The organism is Pectobacterium sp. A5351, from assembly GCF_028335745.1.
GTDB lineage: Bacteria > Pseudomonadota > Gammaproteobacteria > Enterobacterales > Enterobacteriaceae > Pectobacterium.
This window is the reverse complement of sequence record NZ_CP116477.1, coordinates 4,000,054-4,017,049: the sequence shown is the minus strand read 5'-3', so window position 1 is coordinate 4,017,049 and position 16,996 is coordinate 4,000,054. Positions and strand designations below refer to the sequence as shown.

Here is a 16,996-nt window from a genome sequence, read left to right as displayed (position 1 = left end):
CGTTACACTTTCCTTATCAAAAACGCGGGAGGAAATAACATGATCTATTTACGTCAAGCGCAAGATCGCGGACATGCGAATCACGGCTGGCTCGACAGCTGGCACACGTTCTCATTCGCCGATTATTACGATCCTGATTTCATGGGATTTTCGGCACTGCGTGTGATTAATGAAGACGTTATCGAAGGTGGTCAGGGCTTTGGCACACACCCGCATAAAGATATGGAAATTCTGACCTATGTATTGTCCGGTGCGGTTGAACATCAGGATAGCATGGGAAATAAAGAGCAGGTGCCAGCGGGTGAATTCCAGATTATGAGTGCAGGCACGGGCATTCGTCACTCTGAATACAATGCCAGCAAAGACGAACCGCTGCACCTGTATCAAATCTGGATTATCCCGGAAAAAACTGGGCTGACGCCGCGCTACGAGCAGAAGCGCTTTGATGTGCAGCAAGGGCGTCAACTGGTGCTGTCCCCGGATGCGCGTGAAGGCTCGCTGAAAGTCTTTCAGGACATGACGTTGTGGCGTTGGGCGCTGAAAGCGCAGGAGCAATCGGTGTATCAGATTCAGGCTGAACGCCGCGTCTGGGTGCAGGTGGTGCGCGGTACGGTAGAGATTAACGGCCAGAAAGCGGAAACCAGCGATGCGTTTGCGGTCTGGGACGAAACGGCGATCTCCGTCCACGCCAGTGAGGACAGCGAAATCCTGCTGTTTGATTTGCCGCCAGTATAACAATGGCTAAGTCATCACACAGAAGCCTGCGTAGGAAAGACGCAGGCTTTTTATTTTCTTAAAAACCTCACGTTATCATGCAGATTCTGCCCCTTTGCCTTTACTTTCTTCATGCTTTTTTTGCTAGACTTAGCTTACTGTTTTTCAGGCATTTTTAGTCGACGATGAAGAAGAAAAGACCCGTTCTCCAGGATGTTGCTGACCGCGTTGGGATTACCAAAATGACGGTAAGCCGCTATTTGCGTAATCCTGCGCAGGTGTCAGCCGCGTTGCAGGAAAAGATCGCTATTGCATTGGATGAGCTGGGCTATATTCCCAATCTCGCGCCGAATATGCTTGCCAGTTCCACCAGTCGGGCGATTGGGGTGCTGTTGCCGTCATTAACCAATCAGGTTTTCGCTGAGGTATTACGCGGGATTGAACACACGGCGGAAGCGCACGGCTACCAGACCATGCTGGCGCACTATGGCTATCATCCTGACAGAGAAGAGCAGCGCCTGACTTCACTGCTGTCGTATCACATCGATGGGCTGATTCTGGCTGAACGTACCCACACGCCGCGAACGCGTCAGATGCTGGACGTCGCCGGCATTCCGGTGGTGGAACTGATGGATTCTGTTTCGCCCTGCCTGGATATGGCCGTCGGATTTGATAATGTTGAAGCCGCCCGCCAGATGACGCTGCGTATGGTCGCACTGGGGCACAGCCATATCGTTTATCTCGGGGCGCGGCAGGATGAGCGTACGATCATGCGCTGCCGGGGCTATGAACAAGCGATGTGGGAAAGCGGGCTCAAGAGCTATTGCGTGATGAGCGAGCGAGCCTCTTCCTATTCACTTGGTGGCGAACTGCTGCGGCAGACGCAGGAGGAATACCCGCAGGTCGATAGCGTATTTTGTACTAATGACGATTTAGCCGTCGGCGCGATGTTTGAATGCCAGCGGCAGGGATTGCGTGTGCCGGAAGATATCGGCGTCGCGGGTTTTCACGGGCACGACATCGGTCAGGCGATGGTGCCGAAGTTGGCTAGCGTATTGACGCCGCGTGAGCACATGGGGCGTGTCGGCACCGAACGTTTGCTGGCTCGTCTGCGGGGCGAGCCAGTCTCACTGGATATGATCGATGTCGGATTTACTCTGCTGGACGGCGAAAGCCTTTAAGCGGCGGCGTTAGCCAGCCGTGCGCAGTGCGTCAACACAGCGCTGTACGACTTCTTCGCGGGTGCCGTTAATATCGACCTTCAGGACATCCGGTTCATCGCTGCCCGGTTCTTCCAGCGCATCGAACTGGCTTTTCAGCAGGTCTGTTGGCATAAAGTGGCCTGCCCTGGCTTTGTGACGTTCCAGCACCAGCTCAAAGCTGCCTTTCAAATAGATAAACACCATCTTTTCGTTCCCTTCGCGCAGGCGGTCACGGTAACGCTTTTTCAGCGCGGAACAGACGATGATGCCGATCTCGTTTTTGTGTGCCAGGCTATAGGCGACATCGCTGAGCCGCTCCAGCCACGGTGCGCGATCGTCGTCGTTTAGCGGTGTGCCACTGGCCATTTTCTGGATATTCGCACGCGGGTGCAGATCGTCGCCGTCAATAAATTTTGCCTGAATGGCGCGGCCAAGTTCAGCGCCAACTGAGGATTTTCCACTGCCTGATACGCCCATCAGAATAATGCTTCGACCTGACATAATTTGATCTCTATCTCAAAATGTAAATTAAATGGTACTTAATGGTTCCTGATTTTAACATGTTACCCGTATCATGTTACCGGTATCAAATGATGATGTGATACACCTCACAAACAATCAGTCAATCCAGACCGAGTGCCCTAAAGAGATTATTAACGATGACAGAAATCACCTCCGCCTATAGCGCCAGTGTGTTATTGACCATTGCCGCTGGTGCAGTCGCACTGTTACTGGTGCTGATTATGCGCTTTAAAATCCATGCGTTTCTGGCACTGACGTTGGTCAGTGTGATCACCGCACTGGTAACGAAAACCCCTTATGAAAAAGTGGTTCCTATGCTGCTCAGTGGTTTCGGCAGTACGTTGGCATCTGTCGCGCTGTTGGTGGGACTGGGAGCCATGATTGGCCGACTGCTGGAGGTGACTGGGGGGGCGAATGTCTTAGCCGATACCCTGATTAATAAATTTGGCGAACATCGTGCGCCTTTCGCGCTGGGTGTCGCCTCTCTATTGTTTGGCTTCCCGATCTTCTTCGATGCGGGCCTGGTCGTGATGCTGCCGATTATTTTTAGTGTCGCAAAACGCTTCGGTGGTTCGACATTAAAATATGCTTTCCCTGCCGCAGGGGCGTTTGCAGCAATGCATGCACTGGTTCCCCCCCATCCCGGCCCGGTTGCTGCCAGCGAATTGTTAGGTGCTAACATTGGATTACTGGTGATTATCGGTACCCTCATTGCGCTGCCAACCTGGTATTTCGGCGGCTATCTCTATGGCTTGTACGCGGGGAAAAAATTCGACATCAAGCTGCCGTCAAGTTTTCTGTCTGCGGTTGAAACCGATTCGACAGTTAAACCACCGCGCTTTTCCGTGGTATTGAGCATCCTGTTGTTGCCATTGGTGTTGATCTTCCTTGATACGGGGCTGAATACGCTGACGGTGATGGGTATCGTGAGTGGCGACAATGGCGTCGTACAGTTCTTGCGGATGTTGGGGAAAACCCCGGTTGCGCTATTGATTACGGTGTTCTTCGCGCTGATGGTCTTTAGTGGCCGCAAGAGTGGCTCACACCTTGAAAAAATTTGTGACGGGGCGTTAGGTCCGATTTGCTCGATTATTCTGGTTACGGGAGCTGGCGGCATGTTCGGTGGCGTTCTGCGTGCCAGTGGCATCGGCAATGCGTTGTCTGGTGCCTTGGCGGATACCGGAATGCCGGTTATTGTGGCGGCGTTCGTGGTATCGATGGCGTTGCGTGTTGCCCAAGGGTCTGCAACGGTAGCACTGACGACGACAGCGGCGCTGATGGCACCGACTGTGGCGGCAACGACAGGGTTAAGCCAGTTTGACCTGTGCTTTATTGTGGTCGCAATTGCGGGCGGTGCGACGGTGTTGTCGCATGTGAATGACTCTGGCTTCTGGCTGGTCAGTCGCTTCCTCGAAATGGATGAGAAAACGACGCTGAAAACCTGGACGGTGATGGAAACGCTGCTCGGCACCATCGCGTTCCTGCTGGCAGGGATAGGTAGTATTTTGTTCTGATGTGTTTAGCCCTCCTCCTTGTGGAGGAGGGTTTTGACATGAGTCGGCATAAAAAATGTGACTAAGACACAGGGAGGCAACGATGCGGCTATAGCTTCATATAAGCGCGTACGCCGTCGAGGAACATCTGCGTCGATAGCATCACCAGAATCAACCCCATCAATTTCTCCAGCGCACTCACGCCTTTCTCACCCAGCAAACGCAAGAACACATTGGACATCAGCAGGATAATGAAAGAGATGCTCCAGGCGATAAACAGCGCCAGCGTCAGGTGGGGGAGCTGATTAGGGTACTGGTGGGAAAGTAGCATCAGCGCCGCCAGGATCGACGGCCCTGCCACCAGTGGAATCGCCATGGGCACCAGAAACGGTTCTTCACCGGCTGGCAGACCGCTGCTGTTGCCTTCCTGCGAGGGGAAAATCATACGAATCGCGATAAGGAACAGCACGATACCGCCGGAAATGGACACGGTTTCGGTACGCAGATTCAGGAACGCCAAAATGCGTTCGCCCGCAAACAGGAAAATCAGCATCAGACCAAGTGCGATCAGCATTTCACGGATCAGCACCACGCGCCGGCGTTTGGGGTCGAGGTGCTTGAGCACGGACATAAAAATCGGCAGGTTGCCGAGTGGATCCATAATGAGCAACAGCAGCACCGTTGCGGAGATCATTTCTGTCATGTTGGTTTTTTACTCCCGAAACCTTGTTTCCTGACCTGAGCCATCTTCACGGGCTGGTCAACGTTGTTATCCTGTACGCGGTCGATGATATTAGAATGACTGCTGAAAAATGCCGTACTATCGAATAAATTCACTTGCGACTTTATGTACATTTTGTAAGGCTGAATGACACAATTATTTACGGGTTTACGACACGACACGCGCACCTTCTGCGGCAGATCACTGAGTCAGCAATAACCAGGCGCTATCGACGTTAGCCACAATTCTTTTTGTTACCCCCAAAGCAGGACAGTTACCATGAAAAATGTTGGTTTTATTGGCTGGCGCGGTATGGTCGGCTCGGTTCTCATGCAGCGCATGGTGGAAGAACGCGACTTTGATGTGATTCACCCGGTATTCTTCTCGACTTCTCAGCACGGCGAACCTGCTCCGGCGCTGGGTGGTCATCAAGGCGTGTTGCAGGATGCTTATAATATCGAAGCCCTGCGTGCGCTGGACATCATCATTACCTGTCAGGGCGGCGATTATACCAATGAAGTCTACCCGAAGCTGCGTGAAAGTGGCTGGCAGGGTTATTGGATCGATGCCGCGTCCTCGCTGCGTATGAAAGATGACGCGATTATTATTCTGGATCCGGTTAACCACGGGGTGATTCAGCAGGGGCTGGATAAAGGCATCAAAACCTTTGCCGGCGGTAACTGTACCGTCAGCCTGATGCTGATGTCATTGGGCGGCCTGTTTGCCAACAATCTGGTGGAGTGGGTTTCTGCCGCGACGTATCAGGCTGCTTCTGGCGGCGGTGCGCGTCACATGCGTGAGCTGCTGACCCAGATGGGCGCGCTGCACGGTGAAGTGGCGAAAGAGCTACAGGATCCAGCTTCTGCGATTCTGGATATCGAACGTAAAGTGACTGCGCTGACCCGTAGCGGTTCGCTGCCGACCGATAACTTCGGCGTGCCGTTGGCCGGAAGTCTGATTCCGTGGATCGACAAGCAACTGGACAACGGCCAGAGCCGTGAAGAGTGGAAAGGTCAGGCGGAAACCAACAAGATTCTGGGTACCAACAGCGTCATTCCTGTTGATGGCCTCTGCGTACGCGTCGGCGCACTGCGCTGCCACAGCCAGGCATTCACCATCAAACTGAAAAAAGACGTGGCGCTGCCGGAAATCGAACAACTGCTGGCAACCCATAACGATTGGGTGAAAGTGGTGCCGAACGATCGTGATATTACTATGCGTGAGCTGACGCCTGCTGCGGTAACCGGCACGCTCTCTACGCCAGTGGGTCGTCTGCGTAAACTGAACATGGGACCGGAATACCTGTCCGCCTTCACGGTCGGCGATCAGCTGCTGTGGGGAGCCGCTGAACCGCTGCGCCGTATGCTGCGCATCCTGCTGTAGTTATCTTGCTATAGTCCTCCTGCTTTCCTGGCGCAACATCAGTTGGTGTTGCGTCAGATTTCTCAGCTCGAATCCCTTCTGTTAGTCACGTCTTCGGCAATTTGCACTCGTTTACCTTATCTCTGTCAGATTTTGGTTCTGATGGATTGTGGCATCGCATTTATTGCTGAAATTAACGCCACTTCGCTGTCGAATGGCAGTGAATAAATCTATAATATTGGGTGTTAAGTGAATTTATTCGAGGTAACTCACCATATTATGGATTTATCTATGAGTAAGCCTGACGAGATCGTCAAACTGCTCTGTCAGCGATTGCGTAAGGAGCGGCTGTCGCAGCAGATGACTCAGTCAGATGTGGCAGCCCGCTCAGGCATTGGCGTCAACACAGTGTCCAATCTGGAATCCGGGCGTAATGTTGGGTTTGAGAATGTGGTTAGAGTGGCAATGGTTCTTGGACGCGGTAATGAACTGGAAGCGCTGTTCATGCCAAAGATAGACAGTCTTGATGATCTGCTACGTTACGAAAAAAGTGCTACTCGCCAGCGTATCAAAAGGAGTTTCAACGATGGTGAGTAAAGTTGCTGTTTACTACGAAGGTTGGGGAGAGCGTTGGCAATGGGGAACGTTGGTTTCTTCTACTGCACTGACCGTGCGTCCACTGATTATGTTTGAGTACAGTGAGGAAGCCATTCGTCGTGGGCTGGAGCTATCTTCCTTCAGATTGCCCCTGAAAGGTCCAAGACTATCCCGAGATTTTCCCCTGCATCAGTTGGGTCTGCCGGGGCCTGCTTATGACTCGCTTCCTGACGGTTGGGGCATGTTATTGATGGATCGTCTGTTCAAGCTCCGTGGCCTCAATGCTGCACGTATAGGCCCTTTGGAACGGTTGACCTATATCGGTAGCAATGCGATGGGAGCGATGTCGTTCGAACCTTCCCAGCCTGAAGTCGCAGCGGTGGCTGAGGATATCCAGCTTGCCCAATTGTCTACAGAAGTTCAGGAAGTGCTTGATGGCGAAGGTGGTGCTTTTCTGCAAAGGCTATTGCTGATGGGGGGATCGCCTCAAGGGGCGAGGCCAAAAGCATTATTGTATCGTGCCCCAGGTTCTCGAATTTTCACAACATCGGCTACCTCTGGTCTGGAGGCTTGGCTGTTTAAGTTTCCGGCCAAACAGGAACATCCAGAAGTTTGTGCTATCGAAGCCGTCTATGCGCAATGTCTGCGAGAATGCCATATCCGCACGCCAGACACCGAATATTTTGCGTTGCCCAACGGGCAGGCGGCATTTGCCAGCAGGCGATTTGATCGGCAAAACGGTCTGCGTGTCCCGATGCAAAGTCTGGCTGCTTTTACTGGGGCAAACTACCAGAGTCCCGGCTCGCTGGACTATGCCAATTTTCTGCGCGCAACACAGCTATGCACCAATGACGTCAGGGAAAAAGTGCTGGCCTTTGAACGGGTTGTCTTCAACATTATTTTCAATAACCGGGACGATCATCCGAAGAATTTCGCCTATATCATGTCATCGTCTGGGCAATGGCAACTGGCACCAGCCTATGATGTTACCTACTGCGAAGGCCCAGGGGGGTATCATCAAATGGACGTGATGGGGGAAGCATTAGCAATCTCTCGGAAATCGCTTCATAAACTAGGTGTGCAGGAGGCAGATCTGGCACCGTCACAAATGGATCTCATCATAGATAAATACAGTGAGGTCGCAGCCAGTTTCGCTAAGAGAGCCGCAGGTATGTTCCCTGGATGTATCACTCAGGATACGCTCCGCACCATTCAGGCACGTATCAACGACAATATGGGTTACTTGCAAAGACGTTAGTATCACGGCGTGTCGCAGAGATACTCTGCGACATCCAGTCCGGGACGCCTGCACCCCATCACGCCACGCTATCCAGCTGTTCCAATGCCTGACGGGGTGAAATCAGCGGGACGCGCACTTCGACCCGGGTGAATTTATCCGCTTCGCTGACCACCGTGATGCCATAGCGGTTGCCGTAGCGTGCTTTGATACGGCGATCGACCAAATTCATGCCTAGCCCATCGCCGCCGCTGCAAGGCTGATAGGTGCCGGCGTTATCTTCTACTGACAGCTCCAGCGTGTTGGCGTGCAGGCGTCCGCTGATGTGGATGTGTCCGCTTTCAATCATCTGTGAGATACCGTGCTTAATCGCATTTTCGACGATGGGTTGCAGGGAAAACGCGGGTAATCGCGCCTCACGCAGCGCTTCCGGCAGCGAAATATCTACCGTCAGATGATCGGCAAAGCGCGCTTTCTCGATTTCGAGATAGGCGTTCACGTGCTCCAGCTCGTCATTGAGCGAGATTTCATCGTTGCTGCGTTTGAGGTTTTTACGGAAAAACGTCGACAGAGACAGCACCAGTTGACGGGCGTGAGCAGGATCGCGCCGTATCACGGCGGACAGCGTATTCAGCGCGTTGAACAGAAAATGGGGGTTGACCTGTGCGTGCAGCAGCTTGATTTCCGACTGGGCCAGAAGCTGTTTCTGCTGTTCAAAACGTCCTGTCAGAATCTGCGCGGAAAGCAGGTGAGCGATCCCTTCTCCCAGTGTGCGGTTAATGCTGGAAAATAGCTTATTCTTGGGCTCATAAAGCTTGATCGTGCCGACAACGCGCTGATCTTCGCCACGCAGCGGGATCACCAGCGTGGAACCGAGTTTGCAGTGTGATGAAACCGAACAGGTATAAGACACCTCATTGCCGTCGGCGTACACCACCTGATTGTTGTCTATCGCCCGGCGCGTGTGTGATGACGTGATAGGCGCGCCGACGTTGTGGTGGTCGTCGCCGAGCCCGATGAAGGCCAGCAGTTTGTCGCGATCGGTAATCGCCACTGCACCCACGCCCAGCTCTTCATACAAAACACGGGCAACGCGCATACTGTTTTGTGGGTTAAACCCCTGGCGCAGCGCCCCTTCGGCGCGGGCGGCGATTTGCAATGCCTTGGCGGAAAACGCGGAGGTGTATTTTTCAAAAATGGCGCGTCTGTCGAGCAGGATACGCATGAACATGGCGGCACCGATGGTGTTGGTGATCATCATCGGTAAGGCGATATCTCGAACCAGTTCAACAGCGTTATCAAACGGACGGGCGACCAGCAGGATAATCGCCATTTGCAGTATCTCCGCAACCAGCGCGGTCAGGCCGACGACGAGGGGCTGAAACAGCAGATCGATACGATTACGGCGTGCCAGATAGCGATGCAGTAACCCGCCGAGCAGGCCTTCGGCGATGGTCGACAGCATACAGGCCAGCGCGGTCATGCCGCCCATCGAATAGCGGTGTAATCCGCCCGTTAATCCGACGAGAAAGCCAACGGAAGGGCCGCCCAGCATGCCCCCGAGCACGGCACCGGTCGCACGGGTATTGGCAATCGAATCGTCTATATGCAGACCGAAGTAGGTTCCCATAATGCAAAACACGGAAAAAACCAGATAGCACACCAGCTTGTGCGGCAGGCGGATGGTGACCTGCATTAGCGGGATGAACAGCGGTGTCTTGCTGAGCAGATAGGCGATAACCAGATAAACACACATCTGCTGTAACAGGGAAAGAATGAGATCAATCTGGCTAACCATGGGCGGGGTCTCAACATACACAATCGCCAAATTGTACTGCTTTTTGCCAGCGGACGAATCGATCTTTAAACAAAAGATGCTAATTATCCCGTGTCATAACTTATTCATATAAATATAAACGGAAAAATTTCATCCGTTCTCTGATATTTCTCTGTTCTTTGACTACGCTGAATTAAGGGGCGTGGCTCAAGAACTCTTTCATACTATTCATTATTTTTACACGTCGCCGTTATTCATTAGCAAGCTAATAACCCGTTATTTTTATTGGTTTTTTGTTAAAAATAAGTAACGGGGGAATATAAGCGCAACGTAATGCGCTTTTATATTACTTATTTATTTAATTCAAATGGTTAATCAGAGGATGGATACCATGTCAGCGTTTTCTGATGCGATTAATTCACTTATTTCCGGGCATTATGCCGATCCGTTTTCGCTGTTAGGTATGCATCATTCTTCTAAAGGCCTTGAAGTTCGGGCACTGCTGCCGGATGCGCAGGCCGCCTGGGTGGTTGATGCCAGCAATGGACGAAAAATTGTCGAGCTGGAACGTATAGACGAACGCGGTTTTTTTTGTGGCCTGGTGCCGCGCCGGAAAAACGCTTTCCGTTATCAATTGGCCGTGACCTGGCGTGCAGAAACCCGGGTGATTGAAGATCCTTACCGCTTTGGCCCGCTGTTGCAGGATATGGACATTTGGCTGTTGGCCGAAGGCACCCATCTGCGGCCTTACGAGCGGCTGGGTGCCCATCTGGAAACGCTGGACGGTGTTGAAGGCACGCGTTTTGCCGTCTGGGCACCGAATGCTCAGCGCGTGTCGGTAGTGGGGCAGTTCAACTTCTGGGACGGTCGACGTCATCCGATGCGGCTGCGCAGAGAAAACGGCATTTGGGAGCTGTTTCTGCCCGATGTGAAAGCGGGGCAGCTCTACAAATATGAAATGATCGACAGCCACGGGAACGTCCGGTTGAAGGCCGATCCGTATGCGTTTGAAGCGCAGATGCGTCCTGATACCGCCTCGCTGATTACGCCGCTGCCTGAGAAAGTCCCAACCAGCGATGCCCGGCGTGAGGCGAATGGCCTGCGTTCGCCTATCTCCATTTATGAAGTTCACCTCGGTTCCTGGCGGCGGCATACGGATAACAATTTTTGGCTGAGCTATCAGGAACTGGCGAAGCAACTGATTGATTATGTGCAGTACATGGGTTTCACGCATGTGGAGCTGATGCCGATTAACGAACACCCGTTTGATGGTAGCTGGGGCTATCAACCGCTGGGGCTCTATGCGCCAACGCGTCGTTTCGGCACCGCGCAGGAGTTCAGGGCGTTTGTTGATGCGCTCCATGACGCGGGCATCAACGTCCTGCTGGACTGGGTGCCGGGGCACTTTCCCGGCGACGAATACGGTTTGGCACAGTTTGACGGCACCGCGCTGTATGAATACGCCGATCCGCGTGAAGGCTACCATCAGGACTGGAACACACTGATTTATAACTATGGCCGCCATGAAGTGCGTAACTATCTGGCGGGCAACGCGCTGTTCTGGATGGAACGCTATGGCATCGACGGGCTGCGGGTGGACGCCGTGGCTTCTATGATTTACCGCGATTACAGCCGTAGCGAAGGCGAATGGGTGCCGAACCATTATGGCGGTAAAGAGAACCTCGAAGCGATTTCGTTTCTGCGCTACACCAACCACATGCTGGGCCATGCGGCACCCGCGGCGATCACGCTGGCCGAAGAGTCTACCGATTATCCGGGCGTGACGCTGCCGCCAGACTGCAATGGTTTAGGATTTCACTACAAATGGAACATGGGCTGGATGCACGACACGCTGGCCTATATGCAGCACGATCCGGTTCACCGCAAATACCATCACGATTTGCTGACATTCGGCATGCTGTACGCCTATAGCGAGAACTTTGTGCTGCCGCTGTCTCACGATGAAGTGGTGCACGGCAAGCGCTCGTTGCTGGATCGTATGCCCGGCGATGTCTGGCAGAAATTTGCCAATTTACGTGCTTATTACGGCTTTATGTGGGCGTATCCCGGCAAGAAGCTGCTGTTCATGGGCGGCGAATTTGCACAAGGGCGTGAGTGGAACCACGATGCCAGTCTGGACTGGCATTTGCTGGAGGAGCCGGAAGGCTGGCACCGCGGCGTGCAGACGCTGGTGCGCGATCTCAATCATTGCTATCGCCAGCAACCGCCGTTGTATCAGTTGGATTTTCAGCCGCAGGGTTTTGAATGGCTGGTGGTGGACGATCGGGAGAACTCGGTTTTCGCCTTTGTCCGGCGTGATGAACAAGGTAATGAGGTGCTGGTGGTCAGCAACTTCACGCCGGTTCCACGCTATGGATACCGCATCGGCATCAACCAGCCCGGTGGCTGGCGAGAAGCGATCAACACGGATTCTGTTCACTACAACGGCAGTAATCTGGGCAATGCCGGAACGATTTACAGCGAGGAGTGGGGCAGCCATCAGCGTCAGCATTCTCTTGTTCTGACTATTCCGCCGCTTGCCACGCTGTATCTGGTGAAGGAGGCGTGAATGGCGGAATTACAGACGGGTAAGCCGACGCCGCTGGGGGCCAGTTTTGATGGACAGGGCGTGAATTTCGCCCTGTTTTCGGCGGATGCCGAGCGGGTCGAGCTGTGTGTCTTTGATGAACGCCAGCAGGAGCAGCGGATTGCGCTGACCGCACGCAGCGGCGATATCTGGCACGGCTACCTTCCTGCTGCGCAGCCCGGCTTACGTTACGGTTTCCGGGTCGATGGGCCGTTCGAGCCGTCACAAGGCTTGCGCTTCAACCCACATAAGCTGCTGTTAGATCCCTATGCGCGCCAGCTTGACGGCTGGGTAGTGGATGATGATTCCCTGCAAGGCGGCATTGACCAGCGGGATGAACGCGATAGCGCTGACATCATGGCGAAGTGCGTGGTCACGTCGGAAGAGTACGACTGGCAGGGCGACCAACATCCGCAAACGCCCTGGAGCCAGACGGTGATTTATGAGGCGCACGTACGCGGCCTGACACAGTTGCACCCCGATATTCCCGAAGACATTCGCGGTAGCTATGCGGCGTTAGGCCATCCGCTGATGATTGACTATCTGACGTCGCTGGGCGTGACGGCGCTGGAATTGCTCCCGGTGCAGCAGCATGCCGATGAACCCCGACTTCAACAGTTGGGGCTGCGTAACTACTGGGGCTATAACGTGCTGCTGCCGTTTGCTGTCGATAACAGCCTGGCCGCAGGTGACGACGCGCTGAATGAATTTCGGGATGCGGTGAAAGCGCTGCATCACGCGGGCATTGAGGTCATTTTGGATGTGGTGTTCAACCACAGTGCCGAATTGGACGTCGAAGGCCCCACACTCTGCCAGCGCGGTATCGATAATCGCAGTTATTACTGGCTGAGTGAAAACGGGGAATACCATAACTGGACTGGCTGCGGCAATGTGTTGCGCCTGAATCATCCGGCGGTCATTGACTGGGTGATGGACTGCCTACGCTTCTGGCGCGAAGTCTGCCACGTTGACGGCTTCCGCTTCGATCTGGCAACCGTATTGGGGCGCACCCCGGATTTTACTGCCGCCGCGCCGCTCTTGTCTGCCATGAAAAAGGATAGCCGCTTACAGGGCTGCAAGCTGATTGCCGAACCGTGGGACATCGGGCATGGCGGTTATCAGTTAGGTCAGTTCCCGACACCGTTTGCCGAGTGGAGCGATCGCTACCGTGACGACATGCGCCGCTTTTGGCTGCATGGTGATATTTCTCTCGGCGCATTTGCCCGCCGCTTTGCCGCCTCCAGCGACATCTTCCAACAGCGTGACCGCCTGCCTTACGCCTCCATCAACAAACTGACGGCCCATGACGGCTTTACGCTGCGCGATCTGGTGAGTTTCAACCACAAGCACAACGATGCCAACGGCGAGGGCAACCGCGACGGCACCGACAGCAATTTCAGCAATAACCACGGTACGGAAGGGCTGGAAGCGGACGATGACATCCTTCAACGCCGACTGGCCAGCCAGAAGGCGCTGCTGACGACGTTGATTCTGTCGCAGGGAACGCCAATGCTGCTGGCAGGTGATGAACTGGGACACAGCCAGCAGGGCAACAACAACGCGTACTGTCAGGATAACGAATTGACCTGGCTGCTCTGGGAAAACGCGAATAGCGCACTGCGCGAATTTGTCGCCGGATTGATCCAGTTACGCCGCACGATTCCGGCATTACAGCAGGAAACGTGGTGGCAAGAAGGGGATGGCGCGGTGCAGTGGCTGAACCGAGAAGGACAGCCTTTGACGCCGCAACAGTGGGAGCAGGGGGAGCACCAGCTACAGATTTTACTTTCCGGTCGTTGGCTCGTGTTGTTTAACGCCAGCCTGCATGCCGGTGCGTTCATTTTGCCAGAAGGCCACTGGCAGGTTTCACCGCCGTTTGATGAGACGAATCCGCCTGAGGGTGGAATGTGGCACGGACAAGCGCAGGCGGTGTGCGTCTTGATAAAGCAGACCGCCTAAGCGCAAGCCATTGAAAAGAATAATCAGGAGATAGCCATGGTGAATAACGATAAGCATGACCCTCTGATGTTGGCAAGACAGCTCCCTCTGAAATCCGTGGCATTAATTCTGGCCGGAGGCCGTGGAACGCGCCTGAAAGGGCTGACGGCGCTGCGTGCCAAGCCTGCCGTCCACTTTGGCGGTAAATTTCGCATTATTGATTTCGCGCTTTCTAACTGTCTGAATTCCGGGATCCGCCGTATTGGTGTGATTACCCAATATCAGTCGCATACGCTGGTACAGCATATTCAGCGCGGCTGGTCATTTCTGAATGCGGAAATGAACGAATTTGTTGATTTGCTTCCCGCTCAGCAGCGTCATTCTACCGATCACTGGTATCGGGGAACGGCGGATGCGGTTTGTCAGAATCTCGACATCATTCGGCGCTACCGTGCGGAGTATGTGGTGATCCTCGCGGGCGATCACATCTACAAGATGGACTACTCACGTATGCTCATCGATCACGTAGAGAAGGGGGCGGAATGCACCGTTGCCTGCCTGCCCGTGCCGCTGGAAGAAGCCAGCGCCTTTGGCGTCATGAGTGTGGACAAACAGCACCGCATTCTCGATTTTGCCGAAAAGCCGGATAACCCGACGCCGATGCCGGATAACCCCGACATGGCGCTCGCGAGCATGGGGATCTATGTTTTTAATGCAGACTATCTTTATCAATTGCTGGAAGCGGACCATCACGCGGCGGACTCTGCCCACGACTTTGGACAGGATCTGATCCCGAAGATTGTCTCTCAGCGTCTGGCCTGGGCGCATCCGTTTACCCTGTCGTGCGTCACGTCGGGTGAAGATGAAAATCAGTATTGGCGGGATGTCGGCACGCTGGAAGCCTACTGGCGCGCCAATCTCGATCTGGCGTCCGTCACGCCTGAACTGGATGTCTACGATCAGCACTGGCCGATTCGTTCCGCGATTGAATCGCTGCCGCCCGCCAAATTTGTTCAGGACCGTTCCGGTAGCCATGGGATGACGATGAACTCGCTGGTATCGGGAGGCTGCATCGTGTCTGGCTCTGTCGTCACGCATTCGGTGCTGTTCCCGCGTGTGCGGGTCAATTCATTTTGCAGTATCGATTCGACGGTGATCTTGCCGGATGTCAACGTAGGGCGCTCCTGTCGTTTACGCCGTTGCGTGATTGATCGCGCCTGCCATTTGCCGGAAGGCATGGTGATTGGTGAAAACGCGGAAGAGGATAGCCGCCGTTTTTACCGCTCGGAAGAGGGGATCGTGCTGGTCACGCGATCGATGTTGGAAAAGCTGTAAACACCATCGGAACGAAACGGGAGTAATAATGCGGGTCTTACATGTTTGTTCAGAGCTCTTTCCACTGCTGAAAACCGGTGGACTGGCGGATGTGGCTGGTGCGTTGCCCGGCGCGCAGATTGCGGCGGGGATGGATGTCCGCGTCATCCTGCCTGCCTTCCCCGATCTGAAAAAAGGCATCGCTAACCTACAGGTTGTACGTGAGCTGGATACCTTCGCCGGGCACGTCACGCTGCTGTTCGGTCATTTTAACGGCGTCGGTATTTATTTGATTGATGTGCCCGAGCTGTATGAACGCGCGGGCAGCCCTTATCACGACCCGGCGCTTTACGCTTATGCCGATAACTATCTGCGCTTTGCGCTGCTGGGGTGGATGGGATGCGAAATGGCGTGCGGCCTGGATCACTATTGGCGGCCCGATATCGTGCATGCCCATGACTGGCACGCGGGGCTGACCTGCGCCTATCTGGCGGCGCGTAACCGCCCGGCGAAATCGGTCTTTACCGTTCATAACCTTGCCTATCAGGGGCTGTTCGATGCCCGGCATATGTCGGATATCCAGTTGCCGGTCGATTTCTTTCAGGTATACGGGCTGGAATTTTACGGCCAGATTTCCTACCTCAAGGCGGGGTTGTACTACGCTGACCATATTACGACCGTGAGCCCGACCTACGCCCATGAGATTACGCTGCCGGCATATGGCTACGGTATGGAAGGCTTGCTGAAGGCGCGTGAAGAGGAAGGACGCCTGTCCGGTATCCTCAATGGCGTAGACGAGATGATTTGGAATCCGGCGCACGATCCTTTACTGACGAACCATTACAGCCGTGATGCGCTGGCGAATAAAGCGGAAAACAAGCGCCATCTGCAAACGGCGATGGGCCTGAAGGTTGATGAGAAAGCGCCGGTTTTTGCCATTGTCAGTCGTCTTACCAACCAGAAAGGGCTCGATATCGCGCTAAGCGCGATACCCGATCTGCTGGAGCAGGGCGGGCAACTGGTGGTGCTGGGCGCAGGGGATGCCGATTTGCAGGAAGGCTTTCTGGCGGCAGCAGCCGAATATCACGGTCAGATTGGAGTACAGATTGGCTACCACGAGGCCTTCTCCCACCGCATTATTGGCGGCGCGGATGTCATCATGGTGCCAAGCCGGTTTGAGCCTTGTGGGTTAACGCAACTCTATGGCCTGAAATATGGCACGTTGCCGTTGGTACGCCGTACCGGCGGGTTGGCAGATACGGTATCAGACTGTTCGCTGGAGAATCTGGCGGATGGGCTGGCAAGTGGGTTTGTCTTTAACGATTGCAGTGTGGGGTCGCTATCCCGCGCGATTCGTCGTGTGTTCGTGTTGTGGTCTCGCCCCACGTTATGGCGTTATGTGCAGCGTCAGGCGATGGCGATGGACTTTGGTTGGCAGGTTGCTGCTCAGGCTTATGGTGCGCTCTATCAACGCTTGTATACCCACTAGTTTTCCCACCACGCGTCATCCGCGTGCAATCTGAAAACGACAG

Annotated in this window: 13 protein-coding genes; 10 read left to right on the top strand and 3 right to left on the bottom strand. The window is 54.2% G+C overall.

All coding sequences use genetic code 11. The features are described from left to right. Positions 1-39 precede the first annotated feature (39 nt). Positions 40-735, top strand: a complete 696-nt coding sequence (locus O1Q74_RS18520; RefSeq protein ID WP_263058221.1) for a pirin family protein — start codon at positions 40-42, stop codon at positions 733-735. Between the two features lie 164 nt (positions 736-899). After that, the gene (gene gntR, locus O1Q74_RS18515; RefSeq protein ID WP_271874975.1) at positions 900-1,895 is read left to right on the top strand and encodes a gluconate operon transcriptional repressor GntR; all 996 of its coding nucleotides are present in this window, start codon (positions 900-902) and stop codon (positions 1,893-1,895) included. Between the two features lie 9 nt (positions 1,896-1,904). Here the strand turns inward: gntR and O1Q74_RS18510 are convergent, their stop codons facing one another. Beyond that, positions 1,905-2,417 carry a gluconokinase gene (locus O1Q74_RS18510; RefSeq protein WP_271874974.1) on the bottom strand — a complete coding sequence of 171 codons (513 nt, stop codon included), beginning with the start codon at positions 2,415-2,417 and terminating at the stop codon, positions 1,905-1,907. Between the two features lie 158 nt (positions 2,418-2,575). Here O1Q74_RS18510 and O1Q74_RS18505 point away from each other — a divergent pair, with 158 nt between their 5' ends. Next, on the top strand, positions 2,576-3,952 hold the full coding sequence (locus O1Q74_RS18505) for a GntP family permease (RefSeq protein ID WP_271874973.1): 1,377 nt from the start codon (positions 2,576-2,578) through the stop codon (positions 3,950-3,952). 88 nt (positions 3,953-4,040) lie between these two features. On the opposite strand, the gene O1Q74_RS18500 is transcribed toward O1Q74_RS18505, so the two are convergent. Further along, positions 4,041-4,634, bottom strand: a complete 594-nt coding sequence (locus O1Q74_RS18500; protein ID WP_263058219.1) for a YhgN family NAAT transporter — start codon at positions 4,632-4,634, stop codon at positions 4,041-4,043. Positions 4,635-4,931: 297 nt separating this feature from the next. On the opposite strand from O1Q74_RS18500, the gene asd reads away from it, so the two are divergent. From asd to O1Q74_RS18485, 3 genes are all read left to right on the top strand, one after another. Beyond that, positions 4,932-6,035, top strand: coding sequence for an aspartate-semialdehyde dehydrogenase (gene asd / locus O1Q74_RS18495; protein WP_271874972.1), 1,104 nt, complete (start codon positions 4,932-4,934; stop codon positions 6,033-6,035). A gap of 270 nt (positions 6,036-6,305) precedes the next feature. Next, positions 6,306-6,611 carry a helix-turn-helix domain-containing protein gene (locus tag O1Q74_RS18490; RefSeq protein WP_442953100.1) on the top strand — a complete coding sequence of 102 codons (306 nt, stop codon included), beginning with the start codon at positions 6,306-6,308 and terminating at the stop codon, positions 6,609-6,611. Further along, complete coding sequence (locus O1Q74_RS18485) at positions 6,601-7,869, top strand: type II toxin-antitoxin system HipA family toxin (protein WP_271874970.1); 1,269 nt, start codon at positions 6,601-6,603, stop codon at positions 7,867-7,869. Before O1Q74_RS18490 ends, O1Q74_RS18485 begins: the two co-directional genes overlap by 11 nt. A 58-nt stretch (positions 7,870-7,927) precedes the next feature. Here O1Q74_RS18485 and O1Q74_RS18480 read toward each other — a convergent pair whose 3' ends face one another. Continuing rightward, entirely contained in the window at positions 7,928-9,646 is a 1,719-nt protein-coding gene (locus tag O1Q74_RS18480) for a sensor histidine kinase (RefSeq protein WP_271874969.1), read from the bottom strand. A 370-nt stretch (positions 9,647-10,016) separates the two neighbouring features. Here O1Q74_RS18480 and glgB point away from each other — a divergent pair, with 370 nt between their 5' ends. From glgB to glgA, 4 genes are read left to right on the top strand one after another with little or no spacing between them, the layout of a single operon-like run. Then, the gene (gene glgB / locus O1Q74_RS18475; protein ID WP_271874968.1) at positions 10,017-12,194 is read left to right on the top strand and encodes a 1,4-alpha-glucan branching enzyme; all 2,178 of its coding nucleotides are present in this window, start codon (positions 10,017-10,019) and stop codon (positions 12,192-12,194) included. Further along, complete coding sequence (gene glgX, locus O1Q74_RS18470; protein WP_271874967.1) at positions 12,195-14,171, top strand: glycogen debranching protein GlgX; 1,977 nt, start codon at positions 12,195-12,197, stop codon at positions 14,169-14,171. A 36-nt stretch (positions 14,172-14,207) separates the two neighbouring features. After that, positions 14,208-15,485, top strand: coding sequence for a glucose-1-phosphate adenylyltransferase (gene glgC, locus O1Q74_RS18465; protein ID WP_271874966.1), 1,278 nt, complete (start codon positions 14,208-14,210; stop codon positions 15,483-15,485). Between the two features lie 28 nt (positions 15,486-15,513). Beyond that, positions 15,514-16,953, top strand: a complete 1,440-nt coding sequence (glgA, locus tag O1Q74_RS18460; RefSeq protein ID WP_271874965.1) for a glycogen synthase GlgA — start codon at positions 15,514-15,516, stop codon at positions 16,951-16,953. Positions 16,954-16,996: the final 43 nt, after the last annotated feature.